This is a genomic window from Asticcacaulis aquihabitans (genome assembly GCF_032490435.1).
GTDB lineage: Bacteria > Pseudomonadota > Alphaproteobacteria > Caulobacterales > Caulobacteraceae > Asticcacaulis.
The window spans coordinates 25099-41451 of the sequence record NZ_JAVGWM010000002.1; the positions used below are offsets into that span (position 1 = coordinate 25099).

Below are 16353 nucleotides of genomic sequence, written 5' to 3' on the forward strand. Positions count from 1 at the left end.
AGACCGACTAGGTCGCGGGTGAAAACGCCTTTGCGAACAACCGCGACAGTCTGTCGGCAAAGGCGCGTGGGTTGGTGGGCTTGTCCCCCTCCAGAATGCGTGCCTCGTCCAGCAAGAGCCAGGCCGCATCTTCACGCGCGCTATCGCTCGTATTCTGAGCGATACTTTTCACGCGCTCATTGTGGGGATTGATCTCCAGAATGGGCTTCGAGACACTTTGCAGACGCCCGGCACCTTGAAGGATTTTTTCAAGCTGGCGGTCCGGCCCATGCTCGGGCGCGACCAGGCAGACCGCGCTCTCAGTCAATCGTGCAGAGAGACGGACATCGGCGACATCGCTTTTGAGGGCTTCGCGCGCGTAGTCGATAAAAGCCGCCACATCGCCGGAGGCTTCCGGCTTTGCCGAAGTGTCCGAATCATCGGCGGCGACAGCATCCAGGTCAGCCAGTCCCTGGGTCACCGACTTGAACGTCTTGCCGTCGAACGATTGATTGGCAGGTGCCCAGAAGCTGTCCACCACATCGGTCAGCAGCAGGACTTCTATGCCCTTGGCGCGGAAGCCTTCCAGTTGCGGCGACGCCGTAAGTTGCTCAAGATTGGTGCCGGCAATGTAGTAGATGGCCTCCTGGCCAGGTTTCATGTCCTTGACGTAATCAGCCAAACTGCGGCGACCATCCGTTGCTACCGTTGTCTTGAAGCGCGACAATTTCAGCAGTTGCTCCTTGCGCTCGAAATCGTCGTAGATGCCTTCCTTCAGGATGGCGCCAAACAGATCCCAGACCTTGTCAAAGGTCTCAGTCTCATTTTCGGCCAGGCCTTCCAGGGCCGTCAGGACCCGTCCGGTCACACCCTTGCGGATAGCCGTCAGAACGGGGCTGTCCTGGATCATCTCTCTGGAAATGTTGAGCGGCAGGTCCGACGTATCGACAACGCCGCGAACGAAGCGCAGATACCGCGGCAATAGCTCGGCGTCGTCGGTGATAAAGACGCGTTTGACATACAGTTTCATGCGACCGCTGCGATCGGCATCAAACAGGTCGAAGGGTTGCGTGCCGGGTACGAACGCCAATGTCGTGTATTCGTAACGGCCTTCCGCACGGAAATGGACGTTCATCAAAGGCTCGTCATATTGCCCGGAAACGCCACGGTAGAAATCGGTGTATTCAGCGGCGGAAATCTCCGCCTTGGGTTTGGTCCAAAGCGCTGCGCCGTCCGTCACCTCCGACGCCTCTGCGCCTTCCTTCTCGATCAGGTGGATCGGGACGGGCACATGGCCCGACTGCTCGCGGATGATCTTCTCGACCGTCCACTTCCCGGTGTAGGTTTTCGCCTCTTCCATCAGATGCAGAACGACCCGCGTGCCGCGCACCGGCGCTTGATCAATTGCGATGGGCGTCAGGTCATAGCTGCCCTTGCCGTCGGACGACCACATCCACGCTTCAGCCTGTCCAGCGCGGCGCGACACCACGTCGACACGGTCGGAAACCATGAAAGAGGAGTAGAAGCCGACCCCGAACTGTCCGATCAGTTCAGCCTTATCGCCCGCCTTCGCGGCTTCGAGTCGCTCCATAAACTGGCGCGTGCCGGAGCGCGCGATCGTTCCCAAGGCATCGATCATCTCCTCTCGGCTCATGCCAATGCCATTATCCTCGACAATCAGGGTTCGCTTGTCTTCATTTAATGAGACCAGTATACGCGGCGGCGCTCCATCGGCGTTAAGTTCGGGATTGGACACAGCTTCATAGCGCAGCTTTTCGCAGGCATCTGCTGCATTGGATATCAGTTCCCGCAGGAACACGTCCTTATCCGAATAGACGGAATGGACCATCATATGCAGAAGGCGGCTAACATCGGCTTCAAAGACATGTTGTTCCGGCTTTGGCGCATCCACTGTCGTTGTCATAGCTTTCCTCATTAGTCTGAAAAATCGAGCCTCACATATTTTCTGTCTGACAGAATTTCAAGGCGTTCAGCGCTGGATTATCGCATTCAGCGTTTTTGTGCCAAAATGCTTGTTGTAGCGGCGCGATAGCGCAACACGCTTACGGACAGGATCGAAAACGGTTGAGGCTACAGCCACATCTCGAAGGGGCCCAGCCGCTCCGGCGTAAGTGGCTGTCCCAAATATAACCGCATCAACTTGTCGCTCAGGCGGTCGGCAGGACCTGCCCCAAACCGGGGACCGCCGAACCGGCCGATATTGTCACGCAGGTGCCGCAAGGCGTCGGCATCCTGATCGATAACCCGAAACAGGAATAACCGGATCAGCGCTTCCTTGAGCCAGGCCGGCCCTTTGGATTTCGGCGTGGAAAACCGCGCGAACGGTCGGATCATGCCTTCGTTTTCCGGCACGAACCATATGGTGACGCACAGGGTCAAGCCCCTCGGCCCTTCCCAGCGTCCCTGAAACGCTACGGGCGGGAAGTAGCGGCCGCGACTGCGGGTCCGCGGACCTTCCAGAGTGCGCGACATCCATCCATGGTCCGTATCCTGCACATAGGTAGCTTCGAACCCGTCTTCGAATACGTCGATAGTCTGTTCGACGCGCTGGCGGCGATGTTTGACGCGAATATAGCCGTCATGAATGAAATTGGTGTGGAAAGGATCGAGGACGTTATCCAGCGCGTCGTAGACGCGGGCCGCTTCCGGCTTCATCGCCCACCAGAAATGATCATAGTCTGGGCCTTCTGGCATGGGGGGCACCACAAACGGCATGTTGCCCGTCAGGCAGACAAAAACGACACCAAAGGCTTCGCACACGCCGACCGTTTCGGCTTTCAGCCGTGTCGCCGCCCCGGCGCAACCCGGTATGTCCGCACAGGCACCATCGCCGCGAAATGCCCATCCGTGATAGGGGCAGACCAGACGCCCCGCCTCGACGCGGCCTTGCGATAGCGGATAGTTGCGGTGCGGACAGCGGTCGCGGAACGCGCTGAGCCCCTCAGCGCCGCGCCACAAAACGATCGGGATACCGGCGACTTCACGCTTTACCGGTTTTTTGCCAACCTGCCGGTCGAGGGCAACCGGCAGCCAGGTCGTGTCGATATGGGCAGGCAACTTCATGATGCGCTCCGCAGCAGTTCCGGCGCCATAAGGCGGAGCACCCGCCCGATGACCGCATAGGCCAATCGTCGCCAGGCGGGCAGATGCCCGTCGATAATCATGACATATTCCATATAAGGCTTGGCCCCCCTGTGCCGTTTGAAATGCGGTGCGCCGGCCGACAGATTGAGGCGCATTCCGCGTGTTTGCGCCGCCTGTGCCGCCAGCGTCATGGCCGACCGGTATAGGCCCTCGGATTGCGGGCGCGACTGATTGTAGCCGACCATAGGCACGGACATCGTATCGCCGCGGCTATGCAGGGCGCAGAAGGCTTCGATCCGGCCCTTGTCTTCCAAGGTCCGGATTTCCAAGTCACCCACCTCCATAAGACGACGCAGATAGCCGTAGTCATAGTCGGGGTTAAACGCCGAATAGCTGCCGAGGTATAGATTACGGTACAGTTCGAGGCACCGCGCCAGCTTGTCGGGGGGTATGGCGCCGTCATAGACGCAACTGCGCAGATTTGATGCCTCAAGCCGGGCGACGTCGCGACGGGAATCGCGGCGCGGCGCCCAATCGGCATCGAGGTCATCGATGATCCATACCACGCGAAACGGCCAGCACGCCTTGTCAATATAGGCGGCATGATCATGCGCATTCAGCGAGCGCAAAACGATCGCCTTGCCAGGATAGTGCCGCATCAGGCTTTCGCGGCACGCCACCAGATGCGCCAGCATGTCATGCGTGTACAGGGACGTGCTGAGCAAGCGATGCTCGACAAATACCGCCTCATCGATGCGCAGCCAGCGACCAAAGGTTTCAAAGATACGGCTTAGCACCTTGGCCACCAGGCTCTCCGGCAGGTCCATCTCGCGGTCGATTTCTTCTCGCGCCATGGGTCCGATGGCCGTCGCCAGCGATGTCAGCCAGCAGGCATTGGCCCGCCCCGGAATGGCGATCCTGACGGTGCGGCCACCAATATCCAGGTCCTCGAAAGACACCTTGGCATTGTGAAGACTCATGCCAGCCACCGATTGCATTCGATATCGGCGGTCAGATAGGCGGTCAGGCTCTGACCTGCGCAGGTCGCGCCGATCCTATGGCGCACGCTGTCACCGGCAGCCGCCCACGTCACCCCCGCCAACACGTCGCGGGCCCGGCGGCTGTCGGTCGCCCATTGTGCTAGGCGCCCGTGGGCCAGGGCCGTGGGCCAGCCCAACACAGACATAGCCAGGCCGATGCAGGCCGGTTCCGGTCCGGTCATCACGGGCGGGCCGTCATCCATCCTGCCAATAAAGGCCGCCGTCAGTCCGGCCGGATCATGGGTCAACAAATGCAGGCCACTTGTGGCGCGGGGATTGCATTCTACCAGCCACATCTCACCGTCGGCATCCTGACGCAGGTCGCAGGCCAGTTGCCCGGTCAGATTTAAGGCGCGCACCAGGCGTTCGGCAATCTCGACCAACCGCGGCTCATGAACCGGATCAAAATGATAGCTGGCCCCGCCGCGCGTGCGCCAAGCCGACCGATAGGCGCTGAAGGCGCGCAGCGTCCCTTGGCGCGCTATGGCGTAGAAGCAGACATCTTCTCCTGCGACGAAGGCTTGACGCACCCATGGGTTTTGTGGATCGTCGCTGGCCGGCCCTGCCTCTGGACGGATCAGAACCCGCGTGCCAAAGCGCGAAAACTCCGGCTTGAACACGCAGTCGCGCGCCCAGTCCCGAGTCCGTTCGGTGTGCGGCACCTTGAGGCCGAGATCGGCCGCTAGTCGGGAAAACGCGAACTTTGAATGGAGCCGCATCAGGGTTTGGCAATCCGGCGCAAACAGCGGCACGTCCAGTTGCGCCCAGTAGAAGATGTCTTCACACAAGGGGATGATCAGGTCCGGCGCGAGACGATCAACAAGTGACAGGGCATCCGATCGGAAGCCGGACGGGTCATATACTGGCGAGCGATAATGGGCGCTGTCGCCAAACGCAGCGCTGCGCAAGACATCGGCACCGAAAACCGTGTGGCCCTGGCGGCGCAACACCCGTGCCAAATCGACGGCAACCGGGGCACGAATACCGGTCAGCAGGAGTCGGCTCATACCAGCCACCTGACGTGCCGGCGCTTGGGAAAGTCCATGTCCGCTCTGTATTCGACATGTTCGACCGGCTGGCCAAAGACGGACAAGGCCTCTGCCAATCTGGAGGCATCGGCTTTGCGGCACGCCAGCCGGACGCCCTTCGGGTGCCCGGTGGCAACCCAGGGATGGTCGGCCGGTATCAACGGCGCCATACGGTTTTCGACATCACGTGGAAAAACCTGCTGGTCGGACCAGCGCCAGATGTCCTGTATCCGTCCTTCAACCGGGCGGACAGCCGCCCGAGCCGATCCGCACAGACAGGTCGTCGGCTCCAGAACGTCGTCCAGGCGCAGCCGCACGATCGCCTGTGTCCGACGCAGCAGGTCGGTGACAATTGGACGAAAGCGTCCGCCTGGCAGAGGATCACGCTCGATGATCAAGGCGTCTTCATTGAGGTGCAACGTTCCCAGCCGACAGGGTGCCCCTAGAAACCCTTCGGTCGCTTGATAGATCGGATCGGGTCGCACACCCAACCGGTCGCCGATAAAGGCGCGTTCGGTGTCATTCAGCGTCTCGGCGCCATAATAGAGGTGCTTCAAGTCAGGCAATTTATGCGCCGAAGCCAGGGCCAGTAGAACCTGAGACGGCGCGATAAGGAGGTCCGGGTTGAATTCGGCGATGGCGGCGGCGCTGTCCGGTCCGAGGGGAAAGAAGCGCATGTCCAGGCGTCCTGCGGACCGATATAGTTCATCCGACGCGCGCAGGCACAAGGCCACTTTTCGAACGCGCAGAAGCGCGCTTGGCTTGAGAAGTTTCGCCATGATCTGGCCCGTATAGAGGGCGCGTTCCGTAGGCGAGGTGATAAACACGCCCCGCGCTCCGCCGGACGTGCCCGTAGAGTGGCCAACGCTCAGCCCCACGGGTACAGATGACAGATCATTCAGCTGCTCAAGAGATAAATTCAATATGTTGTAATTTTGAAATTTTTCCCGATACGTCTCAACGCTTACAATGGGTAAGGCCTGCAAGTCACTGTGTCCATAATCGCGCAATGCAGAGTACCGATCGAAGTCCGAACGGAGTCTATGCCACAGCCGGTGTTGAAGACGCGCCAGCCCCACGCGGCTGCGGTTACGCCCCCGCCACAGGGCGGACATATAGGCCAGACTATTACTCATGCCCCACCCATTTCGCCGCCGTCACAGGGCAGTGCGACGGAATGATCTCAACCGCCGCGCTTTTGGACACGGCGTTGAGAGCCGTCAGGGTCTGACGGTAGGCGCGCGTCTCGCCTAGTAAGGCCGTCGTCACGGCCGGCGGCGGCACGTTGTCGGTGATTGCCGCCAGCGACCATGCCGCATCGCCAATGAAGAAGGCGGTCGGGCCTTCCGCCGGCCGGACAATAAGCCCCCAATGCCCCGGACAATGGCCGGGCAATTCGACGGCGATGAGGCTGCCGTCACCGAGAAGGTCCGCCCCTTCGGTGAATGGACAAAGGTCCAGAGATGTGACCGGCAAGGCCTCCAGATAGGTCGCGCGGGCGTCGATATCATCGGGCGTCAGGGCGCTCAGCAAGCCCTGCCTGACGCGGCCGAAACGGCTTCCCTGGCGCGTCCGATCAAGGCCTGCGCGGGCGCAGAATATACGAGCGGCGCCAAAATCTCTCAGACCCGCGACGTGGTCGCCGTGGAAATGAGAAACGAAAACGCCGCGGATATCGCCGACGGACAGGTTAAAACGCGCCAATTGCGCCTCGACGCTGTCGGCATCCGCGTATTGAACAGGCGTAGCGAGACGATAGAGACGCTCCGGAAACGGGTCGGTGGCGGTGAAGAACCGCCGATGATACCCCGTGTCGAACAGGATCGGGCCAAAATCGGCGTGCAGGATCAAGCCGACCAGGGCGGGAAAATCAACCGGGCATAGGTGCCCGCCGCGGCGCGCCATCATTTCCGGGTGACGACACGACCCAACCTGTAATAGGTGCCAGCGCGTCACCGTCATGAACGGCGCCCCAGCTCACACGCCGCTTTAACAGCGTCATATTGAGGCTTATAATCAATAAGTTCCCGCGCCAGGCTCATGTCGAACGTTTGCGAAAATGCGAGGGCCGACAGGGTATAGACTGTCAGGGCAGGCTCTGGCCGTCCGGGTAGTAGCCCGCAAACGGTTTCGTTTGAGGATGCGATTACCCGCAATGCGCCATAGGGCATAGGTAGGAACCGGACCTGACGCCCCATGGCATCGGCAAGCTCACCGATTAGGGCGCGGACGCTTACGGCCTGACCTCCGGAGATGTTGATGACCGCCCCACCAATCTCAGGCGCGCGCATATAGGCGGCGATGAGGGCGCGCACGACATCACGGACATCGGTCAGCTCGACGAGGGCACGGCCACCATGGACAAGCGGAAAGCGGCCTTTTTTTATCAATCGCAAAAAGCGCGGCAACAGCACGTCGTCGTCGGGACCGATAATGGCGCGCGGCCGAAGCGCCACGCAGGCCATGCCGGCGTCCGATGCTGCCCGCACGAGACCTTCTGCCTCGCCCTTTGTCCGCGCATAGGCATTGAGAGGGCGCTCGGCTATGGGGTCGCTTTCCCGGAGCTCAAGCTGGTCGCGCTCGCGGGCGTAAACCGATGGCGACGAGACAAAGATAAAACGGCGGCATCCCGCGCGCCGCGCCGCAGCCAACAGGTTGCGCGTCACATCAACATTGATCGCCTGAAAATCACGATCACGCCCCCATGGACTTGATAAAGCGGCGGCGTGAAAAACGCCGTCAATGCCGCTGACCAAAGGATTGAGCGCGGCTTCGGTTAGGTCTGCCTGGATATAGTCCGCGCCCATATCTCTCAGCGCCTGGCCATCACGCCGTCCGGTCGCACGCACCGCATAGCCAGCCGCGATCAGACCAGCGACCAGCGCCTTGCCCAACCCGCCGGTCGCGCCTGTGACCAGTACCTTCACAGGCGCAGCACCATGGCGCCCAGGCTGACGCCCGCCGACGTACCAACCAGAAGGGCGTGTGATCCTGGCTTCAATCGCCCCTCGCAATGGGCGACATATAGGGCGTTGGGTAGCGAGGCGGCGATCTGGTTACCGCAGGTTCGGAAGATGTCGACAACGCGCTCCGGCCGGATCTTGATCAGATGACGCATATATTCCAGCCCCGGCGCGCTGGCCTGATGGCAGATGAAGGTGTCAATGTCATCCATCGTCAGGTCGGCTTCGCCGACGGTCTCAGTCATGAGCTGCGGCAGATAACGGCCGGCCGCCTTAAAGATGCCGAAGGCGTCCATATGAAACCGGGCGGCCTGACTTAAAGAGTCAAAACCGTCGGCGATACGCACCCCGGTCCCACCCGCTCGTAGGTGCGCAAGATCCTTGCCTGCGCTCAAGGTCTTGAAGCGCGCGGCCAGGACGGCGGGCCCATCTTCGCAGGCCTCAACGCAGACGGCGGCCGCACCATCACCGAAAATGGCTGACATTTCGGGATGATCGTAGTCCAGCCCCGCCGACGCAATATCGCTGGAAAACACGAGGGCCCGGCGGTACCGCCCGGCCTTCATGGCCAGGCTGACCTGGTCGAGCGCCGCGACGAATGACAGGCATGTCATGTTGACATCGAGACAGGGGATGCCGCTTTTGGCCAGGCCGAGCGCATTGTGCACCAGGACGGATGTGCCGGGAATGGGTTGTTCCATGACACCGCAGGCGCCGACCAGAACATCGAACGCGCCCTCCTCCCATCCCGCTTCGGCCAGGGCTTCGCGGCAAGCATGGGAGGCCATGACGGAGCTGGTTTCCGCGCGACTGGCGATCGGCCGGGAGGTGATGCCAAAGCGCGTCTCGGTCCAGCCGGCGGGCTGGCCATACAGGCTGTCCAGATTTTGAGAGGAGTGTTGAGACGTGGGCAAATAACGGCCAAAACCGCGCAGGGCGAAACCGATAGGGTATGTCATAACCATTTCCAAAGACATTAAGTCCGCCGGGTTCGCCCTCCGGCGGCGTCTTCGCAAGCATATGGCCGACAAAAAGATAATTCAACCCAGATTAGCTGCACCGACAATCGACGCGCGCCCTGGCCCAACACATTCTCGATGAAAAGCAGTTTATTATCATTATGCGCACCAATGGTCAGGCGGGACCTATGACCTGGCACTCGGGCCAAAAAAATGGGCGGACAGAAAGTTTGGGAAAGTGTCTGTCCGCCCCAGAGTCTACGGTTGGAAGGCGCGTTTAGTACTTGTAACGCAGGCCGAGGTAGTACTGACGGCCTGATGTGCCGTAGTCGTACAGCAGGTTCTGGGCGGTGTTGCCCTGAGCCGTATTATAGGAGATGTATCGGTTATCCGGCTCGTTGCTCAGATTGATGCCTTCCAGAATGAAGGTCAGGTTCTTGTTGACCTTGTAGGTGATCTGGGCATCGACGTTCATGGTTTCATTCTTGCCCCAGAAATCGGCCGACGAACCGGGAGCGAGCTGCGACAGGTAGCCATCACGATAGGACACCGCGACACGACCGGACAGGGCCTTGCCTTCATAATAAAGCGTGGCGTTCCAGGCTTCCGGCGACAGGCCGAGCAGATCGGCTTGCGTCGTCGTCGTGGCGGTCGCCGATGTGTAATACTGGATCTTCGACTCGACGTGGGTGTAGTTGAAGATGCCGCCCGTCCGGCTCAGGAAGCCCGGCAGGAAGGTGAACGGCTTTTGAATATTAAACTCATAGCCTTTCAGGTTCCCGCCCGCCGTATTGACCGGCGTGGTGACCAGATAGGAAACGTCGCTGGTTTCGCCCAGATCCGATGGCGTGTAACCCAACTCGCTCAGTTTGAAGGACTGGGCGCGGGTTTGGATATAGCTATGCAGCTTTTTATTGAAGAGGCCCAGGGTCACAAGCGTATCCTTGTCGGGATACCATTCGACCGAGAAGTCCATTGTGTCAGCCCGGGTCGGTTCCAGATAGGGGTTGCCCGTGGTGATCGTCTTGGCCGTGGTATTGATAGACCCACCACCCGGCGTGAGGCTGAGAAGGGTCGGACGCGCCATGGTCTTGGCGGCGGCGAAGCGCAGGTAGAGGTTTTCCCGCGGCTCGATCATGACGTTCATCGCGGGCAGGGAATCCTTGTAGCGGCGCTTTACCGTGGTCAGGATTGAACTGGTGCTGCCACCGACATAGCCCGTCGCGGTCAAGTTGGTTTCAACCTCCCGCGTACCGATATTGCCGCGGTAAGGTATCGAACCGATGTCGCCCTTGAAATCCAGCTGAATGAAGGCCGCCTTATCGATCTCCTGGGCGATCCGGTTTCCGGTGCGTGACGAGGAGTTGGTGTTATTGACCGTGAAGGTGCCGTACGAATTGGTGCAGCGGCAGTCGTAATTGAAGGTATCGCGAATGACGTTCAGATTCGGGATCAGGTAGGTATTGCCGCCGACGGTGACCGATTGCGAGAAACCGGCGATGTTGCCATTGATCGTGCTGGCCAGAAGCGACGAGCCTGCCGTCGTGGCGTTTTCGTCACGCGTCAGTGGGGCCGAGGTATAACGGCCATATTCGGTCGAATTGAAATCATAGCTCTTGGAAGCGTAGCCACCCTTGAAGGTCAGGTTGTCGTTGACCTCATATTTCAGATCAATCTTGGCGGTCGAGAAGGCATTCGTCACGCTCTGCGGGCGAATGCGGATCAAGGACTGATCGCCATTTGCCGTGCTGGTCGAATAGGTCCAGTAGCACGCCTGGTCTGTCGTACAGCCGGACTTCGACTTGCCGTAATCGAACACGGGATGCGTCATGTCGGTATAGTCGTAGCTATAGCCGGCCACGTTGTAGGATTCGAACGTAAAGGTCGTCTGTTCTGGGTTGTCCTGACGTGATTTGGACGAGCCGATCAGCACCTTGGTGCTCAGGCGGTCGCTCCAGGTCTGATCCCAGGTCAGGTTGAGTTGGGTGAAAGTGGTGGTCAGTTCGTCGTAGCGATGTTCCGCACGGATATCGACGTCGTTGAAGCTACCCTTGACGAGTGTGCCTTCGCTATCGATGGTATAATTATACACATCTGTCTTCGGCAGGCCCTGCCCCGAGCGGCTGAACGAAATGGCCTCGATTTCCCATTCGTCCCGATTTGCGCCGAATTCGGCGAACATACCGTCAAGGGTAACCAGCGTATTTTCGTTCGGGCGCATCTGGAACGAGCCCGTCACACCCAGGCGTTTCTGCGCGGTTTCGAAGTGGTTGTAGCGCGGAATGCGCGGATGTTCGGCGCGAGCAAGCTTTTGTGCTTCTCCGGTCAGGGTCGGATTCTGCGCATTCACTTCGGTGGTGTTACAGACACCGCCGGCACCGGTGCATTGAGGAATGTTGATGAAGGTATTGCCGCCATCGGTGCTGTATCTCTCAAAGCGGCCCACATTCGATACGGCGTAGGCATTTTCCCACCGCGTCGTATTGGTTGAGTTCTCGATAACCGTGCGGGTGCCGTAGGCGACCGACAAAAGTGCTCCCAGACGACCATCTGCCCAGCGGTTTGAAATCATGAAGGTGCCTCGCGGTTCGGTCTTGCGAGCAGCGTCGTTGTAACCGGCCTGCAGCGAGCCGGCCATGGTGAAGCCCTTGTAATCGAACGGACGCGCCGTTTGCAGATCGACCGTCGCCCCTAGCGACCCTTCTTCGATTTCAGCCGACAGCGACTTGCGCACCGTCAGCGAATTGAACAGATCAGCAGCAAAAACGTTGAAATCAAAGCCCCGCCCACGATTAGTGCCGCCCGACGAATCCTTCGACCCGGTGGTCGCCAGAGCTTCCAGGCCATTGAGACGGGTGCGTGAGAATTCCGAATTCAGGCCGCGAACAGTAATTTGCTTACCTTCACCGCCGTCGCGATCAATCGACACGCCCGGAATGCGCTGCAGGCTTTCGGCGAGGTTTAGATCCGGAAATTGGCCGATGTCTTCCGACTTGATGACGTCGACCATGTCGGTCGAGCGCTTTTTCTCATTGATCGCTGTTTGGAGCGAGCCGCGAAACCCCGTGACAACCACAACGGTTTCCTGATCGCTGGCTGCCGGCATTGGCGCGGCAGCATCTTGCGCGAATACAACCGTACTCGCCAGCAACGCTGTCATCGCACCGAGGGAAATACCTTGGCACAGAATTTTAGACACAGCTATACTGTGCGGTTTATTGATTTTCATTTTTACGTCCCTGATTTACGGCTGTGGAATCAGCCTTGGTTCTGGTTTTTGGCAGGTTATCTTGATTTTGACACCGGTGTCATATCGGATTAGGTGTATAAATCTGATCGCCTTACCCGCATGTTAGCGATCTCGTTGCGAAATTCGCAATGACAAAAATGTCAAAAAGTCATTTTTTGTACCAAATTCGAAAATATGTGGCTTGTCTGCAACTATAATTTGCCAAGGAACTCAACACCTCTATCTATACTATAAAAGACCTTGGTACTTTATTTAAAAGGAATGACAGCGCTATCAAATGGCTCCACACCGTCGTCGTGAAAAATTACGACTAAAAATTTTATCAGAGAAAACGCATGCGCAGTCACCCTTGTGCGCGATAAATCCGGCGCAGGCTTGACTAGTTACGTATCTTGACCCGATACGAATTATGATCGAAAACACGCACAACTTATCACCAACAATCATGCGAGACTCCATGCTCAACCGCCGCTTCCTGATGACCGTCGGTGCGGCCGCAGCCGCCCTGCCCTCCGTGACCCTGGCGCAATCGTCGACGTCGACCATTACCGTGCACGACCTTTGGCCAGGCAATCCCCCCGGCGGGGAGGCGGTAACGGCGACAGAAGAAACCGTTTTGCGCAGTGCCGATCCCAACGACACGGCGTTTTTGCATGTCCGCAAACCGTGGCTGGCCATCCGTCGGCCCGCCAAACCGAATGGCGCAGCCATGCTGATCGTACCCGGCGGAGGCTATGTGCGTGTCGCCGTCAGCAAAGCCGGCGGCGACATCGATGCCTGGTTGGCCGACCAGGGTGTAACGACCTTTACCCTGTGCTATCGCCTGCCGGCCGATGGCTGGACAGCCGGTCCCGAGGTCGCGCTTCAGGATGCCCAGCGCGCCATGCGGTTGATTCGTTCACGCAGCGGCGAATTGGGGCTCGATCCCAACCGGGTCGGTGTCATCGGCTTTTCCGCCGGCGGCCACGTCACGGGCTTGCTGGCGACACGCGCCACAAAACAGACCTATGCGCCTGTTGACGCCGTGGATAGCTTCGATGCGCGACCGACGGTGGCGGCCATGATGTATCCGGTCGTCACGATGACGGAACCCTATGCGCACAAGGGATCGTTGAAGCAGGCCCTGGGAGAGGCGCCGACACAGGCGGCACGTGATGCCGCCTCGATTGAATTGCATGTCGCGACCGACACGCCGCCCACCTTTATCGGCGGGACAACGGACGATCCTGTCGTCCCGATGCAAAACGCCATCCTCATGTATCAGGCCTTAAAAGCCAGCAAGGTCGCCTCTGAACTGCACCTGTGGGAAGGAGCAACTCACGGCTTCCCGGTGCGCAAAGACGGCGTCGTCCTGCCCTGGGTGCCGACCGTTTTCGATTTTTTGCAACGCCACGGCCTGAAAGGCTAACTGCCTCGGCGCCTCAAGGCGCGAACAGCGCTGGATTGTCGCAATCGATCAACTTTGAACGCTTGTGCTAAAAATATCGCTCCCGGATCATTTATGCGATCGGCGAGACGGATATCGCGCGCCCTGACGTTCGCTCCTGTAGGTTCCTTTTCTCCGAGACATAGCTTTATGCCGCTCCGTCGATCCGCGCTCCTCATGACTGCCGCCCTTCTCTGGACCAGCGCCGCTCATGCCCAACAGGCTACTCCGCAAACGACTGCCCCGGCAGCTGGCACCTCGACGCCCACCTCGCCCGCAACACCCACTGCTGGCAAGACCCCGGCCAAGACGACGACAAACCCCGACACCGCAACCGCCAGCGACGACACGACCGTTGTCACCATCACCGCTGAAAAGCCGATCATTCAACACAAGATTGACCGGGACATCTATGATGTGAAACAGGACCCCCAGTCAGCGACGGGATCTGCCGCCGACGTCCTGAACAACGTGCCGGCGGTGACCGTGGATAATGATGGCACAGTCTCTTTGCGCGGCAATTCCGGCGTACAGGTCTATGTGAACGGTAAAAAGTCAGCACAGATGCAGGGCGATAACCGCGCCTTTTCGCTTCAGAGCCTGGCGGCGGACGATATCGATACAATCGAGGTCATTCCCAACCCCGGCGCCGCCTACGGTTCGGACAGCGCCGGCGGCATCATCAATATTGTTATGAAGCGTGGCCGCGCCCTTCGCCCGCAGACCTCCGTGAACGCAAGCGTCGGCGACCAGGGGCGATCCAGTGTCGGCTTCCGGACCGGAAAGACCATCGGCAAGCTCAAGCTTAATGGTAGCCTCAACCTCAACCATGGCGGCGGGGGCAATGGCCGCGGCGGCGGTGGGCAAGGGTCCGGCGGGCAGGCGCCCAAGGTGAAAAGCCTGAGCGACCGCTATCGCCTGGACCCGGTGACCGGCGCTGTCACACGTGAAGATCTGACCAATACCGTCAGCAAGTCCTCAAACAATAACTTTTCCGCCAATATGACGGCAGAATACGATTTTACCGATCGCGACGACCTGACCGCCGACCTGAGCTACAGCCGACGCGACAGCCGCAGTGTCAGCGCCAGCGAGACCCTGTCCTATGACCGCAACCATGCCCTCATCAGCGACATCGCCCGGCTCAGCAATTCTATGGCGCCGAATGAAAATCTCGATTTTCGTCTGACCTACGACCATCGCGGCCAGGTTGGCTCGACCGAAGATTTCAAGATGCAGTTGTGGCACAGCAGCAGCCTCAATGATGGCGTCACCGTCACCCGAAGTGTCCGCAATCAGCCCGCAGCGGACGATAGCTATACGACCTACGCGTCGAAGACCAAAAATGTCGTCGACGGCTTTAGCGGCGACTGGTCTCATCCGCTTGGCAATTATGACGAGACGCAAAGGCAAATCCAGCTCGGCTGGGACATCGAACATACGGTCAGTGACTCTTATAATTACCGATCGCTGTCTTTGGCCGAACCGGTTGCATCACCGGCTTCCCCTTCGCCGTCCGGCGTACGCCAGTTCAACGACGATGAGGTCTTAAGCGCGGCCTATGCCACCTATCAGCAGCAGTTCGGCAAGTTGGGCTTTCAGGCGGGGCTGCGCGTCGAAGACCTTCATCAGACGCTTCTGTCTTCCAATCCCTTGTTGCCGACAACGGCGGTGACCGCGACACGCGATATGATGAACTACAGCCCCAGTGTGTTCTTCACTTACAAGGCGACCGACAAGGACAACCTGAAACTGGCCTATAGCCGCAAAATCCAGCGCCCGACCGGTCCGCAACTCGATCCGCTCGTCGTCATCAGCGCAGACGGCCTGACAGCGCGGTCGGGTAATTCGGACCTGAAACCGTCTCAGACCGACAAATACGACCTGTCCTACACGCATGACGGCAAGACGACGAACCTCAATCTTCAGGCCTTTTACAACGAGACGACGGGCAGTATCGAAACCGTCTCCAGCTTCCTGCCCGGCCAGCCCGACGTGCTCCTGACGAGCTATCAGAACAGCGGTTCAAGCCGCAATCAGGGCCTCACGGCGTCGCTATCGTCGCGCCTTTTCGATCGAAAGCTGAATATCAATCTGAACGGCACCTACACCTATACCGACACCCGATACACCGACGTCTTCACCCATCAGCCGGTCGAATCCAAGGGGCCGTTTTCAAATCTTAGCCTCAACACCAACTATCGCCCGGACCGTGTAAATACCTACAGTTTCCGCGTTCTTTACCGGGGCGAGACCAATACCGTCGAACGCCGTGTCACGCCGCAAACGACACTTGGCCTGTCCTGGCAGCACCAGATTGTCCCCAGCAAGCTGGTCCTGACGTTTAATGCATCCAATATCATCGTAGGCCCGGCCAGCAAGACCTACAGTTTCAACAGCATACAACGCAGCTACACCGAACGTTACGATCAGGCCGCGACCTTCATGGTCAATCTGCGCTATACCTTCGGAAAGGTCATCGACCGCCAACGCGGAGACGGACCACGCGAAGACGGGCCACGCGGACCGCGGCCGCAAGGCGATGACGGCGATCGTGGCGGCGGGCGCTGGCGTCAATAACTGACGTACTGGCCCGTACTGCC

Annotated in this window: 11 protein-coding genes; 2 read left to right on the plus strand and 9 right to left on the minus strand. The window is 59.3% G+C overall.

Annotated features, from left to right (window positions below):
* Positions 1-7: 7 nt before the first annotated feature.
* The 9 genes from htpG to RCJ00_RS07260 all read right to left on the minus strand — a co-directional run bounded on the left by htpG (position 8) and on the right by RCJ00_RS07260 (position 12303).
* Complete coding sequence (gene htpG / locus RCJ00_RS07220) at positions 8-1903, minus strand: molecular chaperone HtpG (protein ID WP_316221120.1); 1896 nt, start codon at positions 1901-1903, stop codon at positions 8-10.
* A gap of 167 nt (positions 1904-2070) precedes the next feature.
* A complete protein-coding gene (locus tag RCJ00_RS07225) occupies positions 2071-3063 on the minus strand; it encodes a Rieske 2Fe-2S domain-containing protein (protein ID WP_316221121.1) in 993 nt (330 codons plus the stop codon).
* Positions 3060-4064, minus strand: a complete 1005-nt coding sequence (locus RCJ00_RS07230) for a GNAT family N-acetyltransferase (RefSeq protein WP_316221122.1) — start codon at positions 4062-4064, stop codon at positions 3060-3062. The genes RCJ00_RS07225 and RCJ00_RS07230 overlap by 4 nt, the downstream gene beginning before the upstream one ends.
* The gene (locus RCJ00_RS07235; protein ID WP_316221123.1) at positions 4061-5131 is read right to left on the minus strand and encodes an ATP-grasp domain-containing protein; all 1071 of its coding nucleotides are present in this window, start codon (positions 5129-5131) and stop codon (positions 4061-4063) included. Before RCJ00_RS07235 ends, RCJ00_RS07230 begins: the two co-directional genes overlap by 4 nt.
* On the minus strand, positions 5128-5979 hold the full coding sequence (locus RCJ00_RS07240) for a cell division protein FtsA (protein WP_316221124.1): 852 nt from the start codon (positions 5977-5979) through the stop codon (positions 5128-5130). The genes RCJ00_RS07235 and RCJ00_RS07240 overlap by 4 nt, the downstream gene beginning before the upstream one ends.
* Before the next feature lie 301 nt (positions 5980-6280).
* On the minus strand, positions 6281-7114 hold the full coding sequence (locus RCJ00_RS07245; RefSeq protein WP_316221125.1) for an MBL fold metallo-hydrolase: 834 nt from the start codon (positions 7112-7114) through the stop codon (positions 6281-6283).
* A complete protein-coding gene (locus RCJ00_RS07250) occupies positions 7111-8079 on the minus strand; it encodes an NAD-dependent epimerase/dehydratase family protein (RefSeq protein ID WP_316221126.1) in 969 nt (322 codons plus the stop codon). The genes RCJ00_RS07245 and RCJ00_RS07250 overlap by 4 nt, the downstream gene beginning before the upstream one ends.
* Entirely contained in the window at positions 8076-9074 is a 999-nt protein-coding gene (locus RCJ00_RS07255) for a 3-oxoacyl-[acyl-carrier-protein] synthase III C-terminal domain-containing protein (protein ID WP_316221127.1), read from the minus strand. The genes RCJ00_RS07250 and RCJ00_RS07255 overlap by 4 nt, the downstream gene beginning before the upstream one ends.
* 277 nt (positions 9075-9351) lie before the next feature.
* Entirely contained in the window at positions 9352-12303 is a 2952-nt protein-coding gene (locus RCJ00_RS07260) for a TonB-dependent receptor (RefSeq protein ID WP_316221128.1), read from the minus strand.
* A 478-nt stretch (positions 12304-12781) separates the two neighbouring features.
* On the opposite strand from RCJ00_RS07260, the gene RCJ00_RS07265 reads away from it, so the two are divergent.
* Together RCJ00_RS07265 and RCJ00_RS07270 are read left to right on the plus strand one after the other, a co-directional pair.
* Entirely contained in the window at positions 12782-13732 is a 951-nt protein-coding gene (locus RCJ00_RS07265; protein WP_316221129.1) for an alpha/beta hydrolase, read from the plus strand.
* A gap of 195 nt (positions 13733-13927) precedes the next feature.
* The gene (locus RCJ00_RS07270) at positions 13928-16330 is read left to right on the plus strand and encodes a TonB-dependent receptor plug domain-containing protein (RefSeq protein ID WP_316221130.1); all 2403 of its coding nucleotides are present in this window, start codon (positions 13928-13930) and stop codon (positions 16328-16330) included.
* Positions 16331-16353 lie beyond the last annotated feature (23 nt).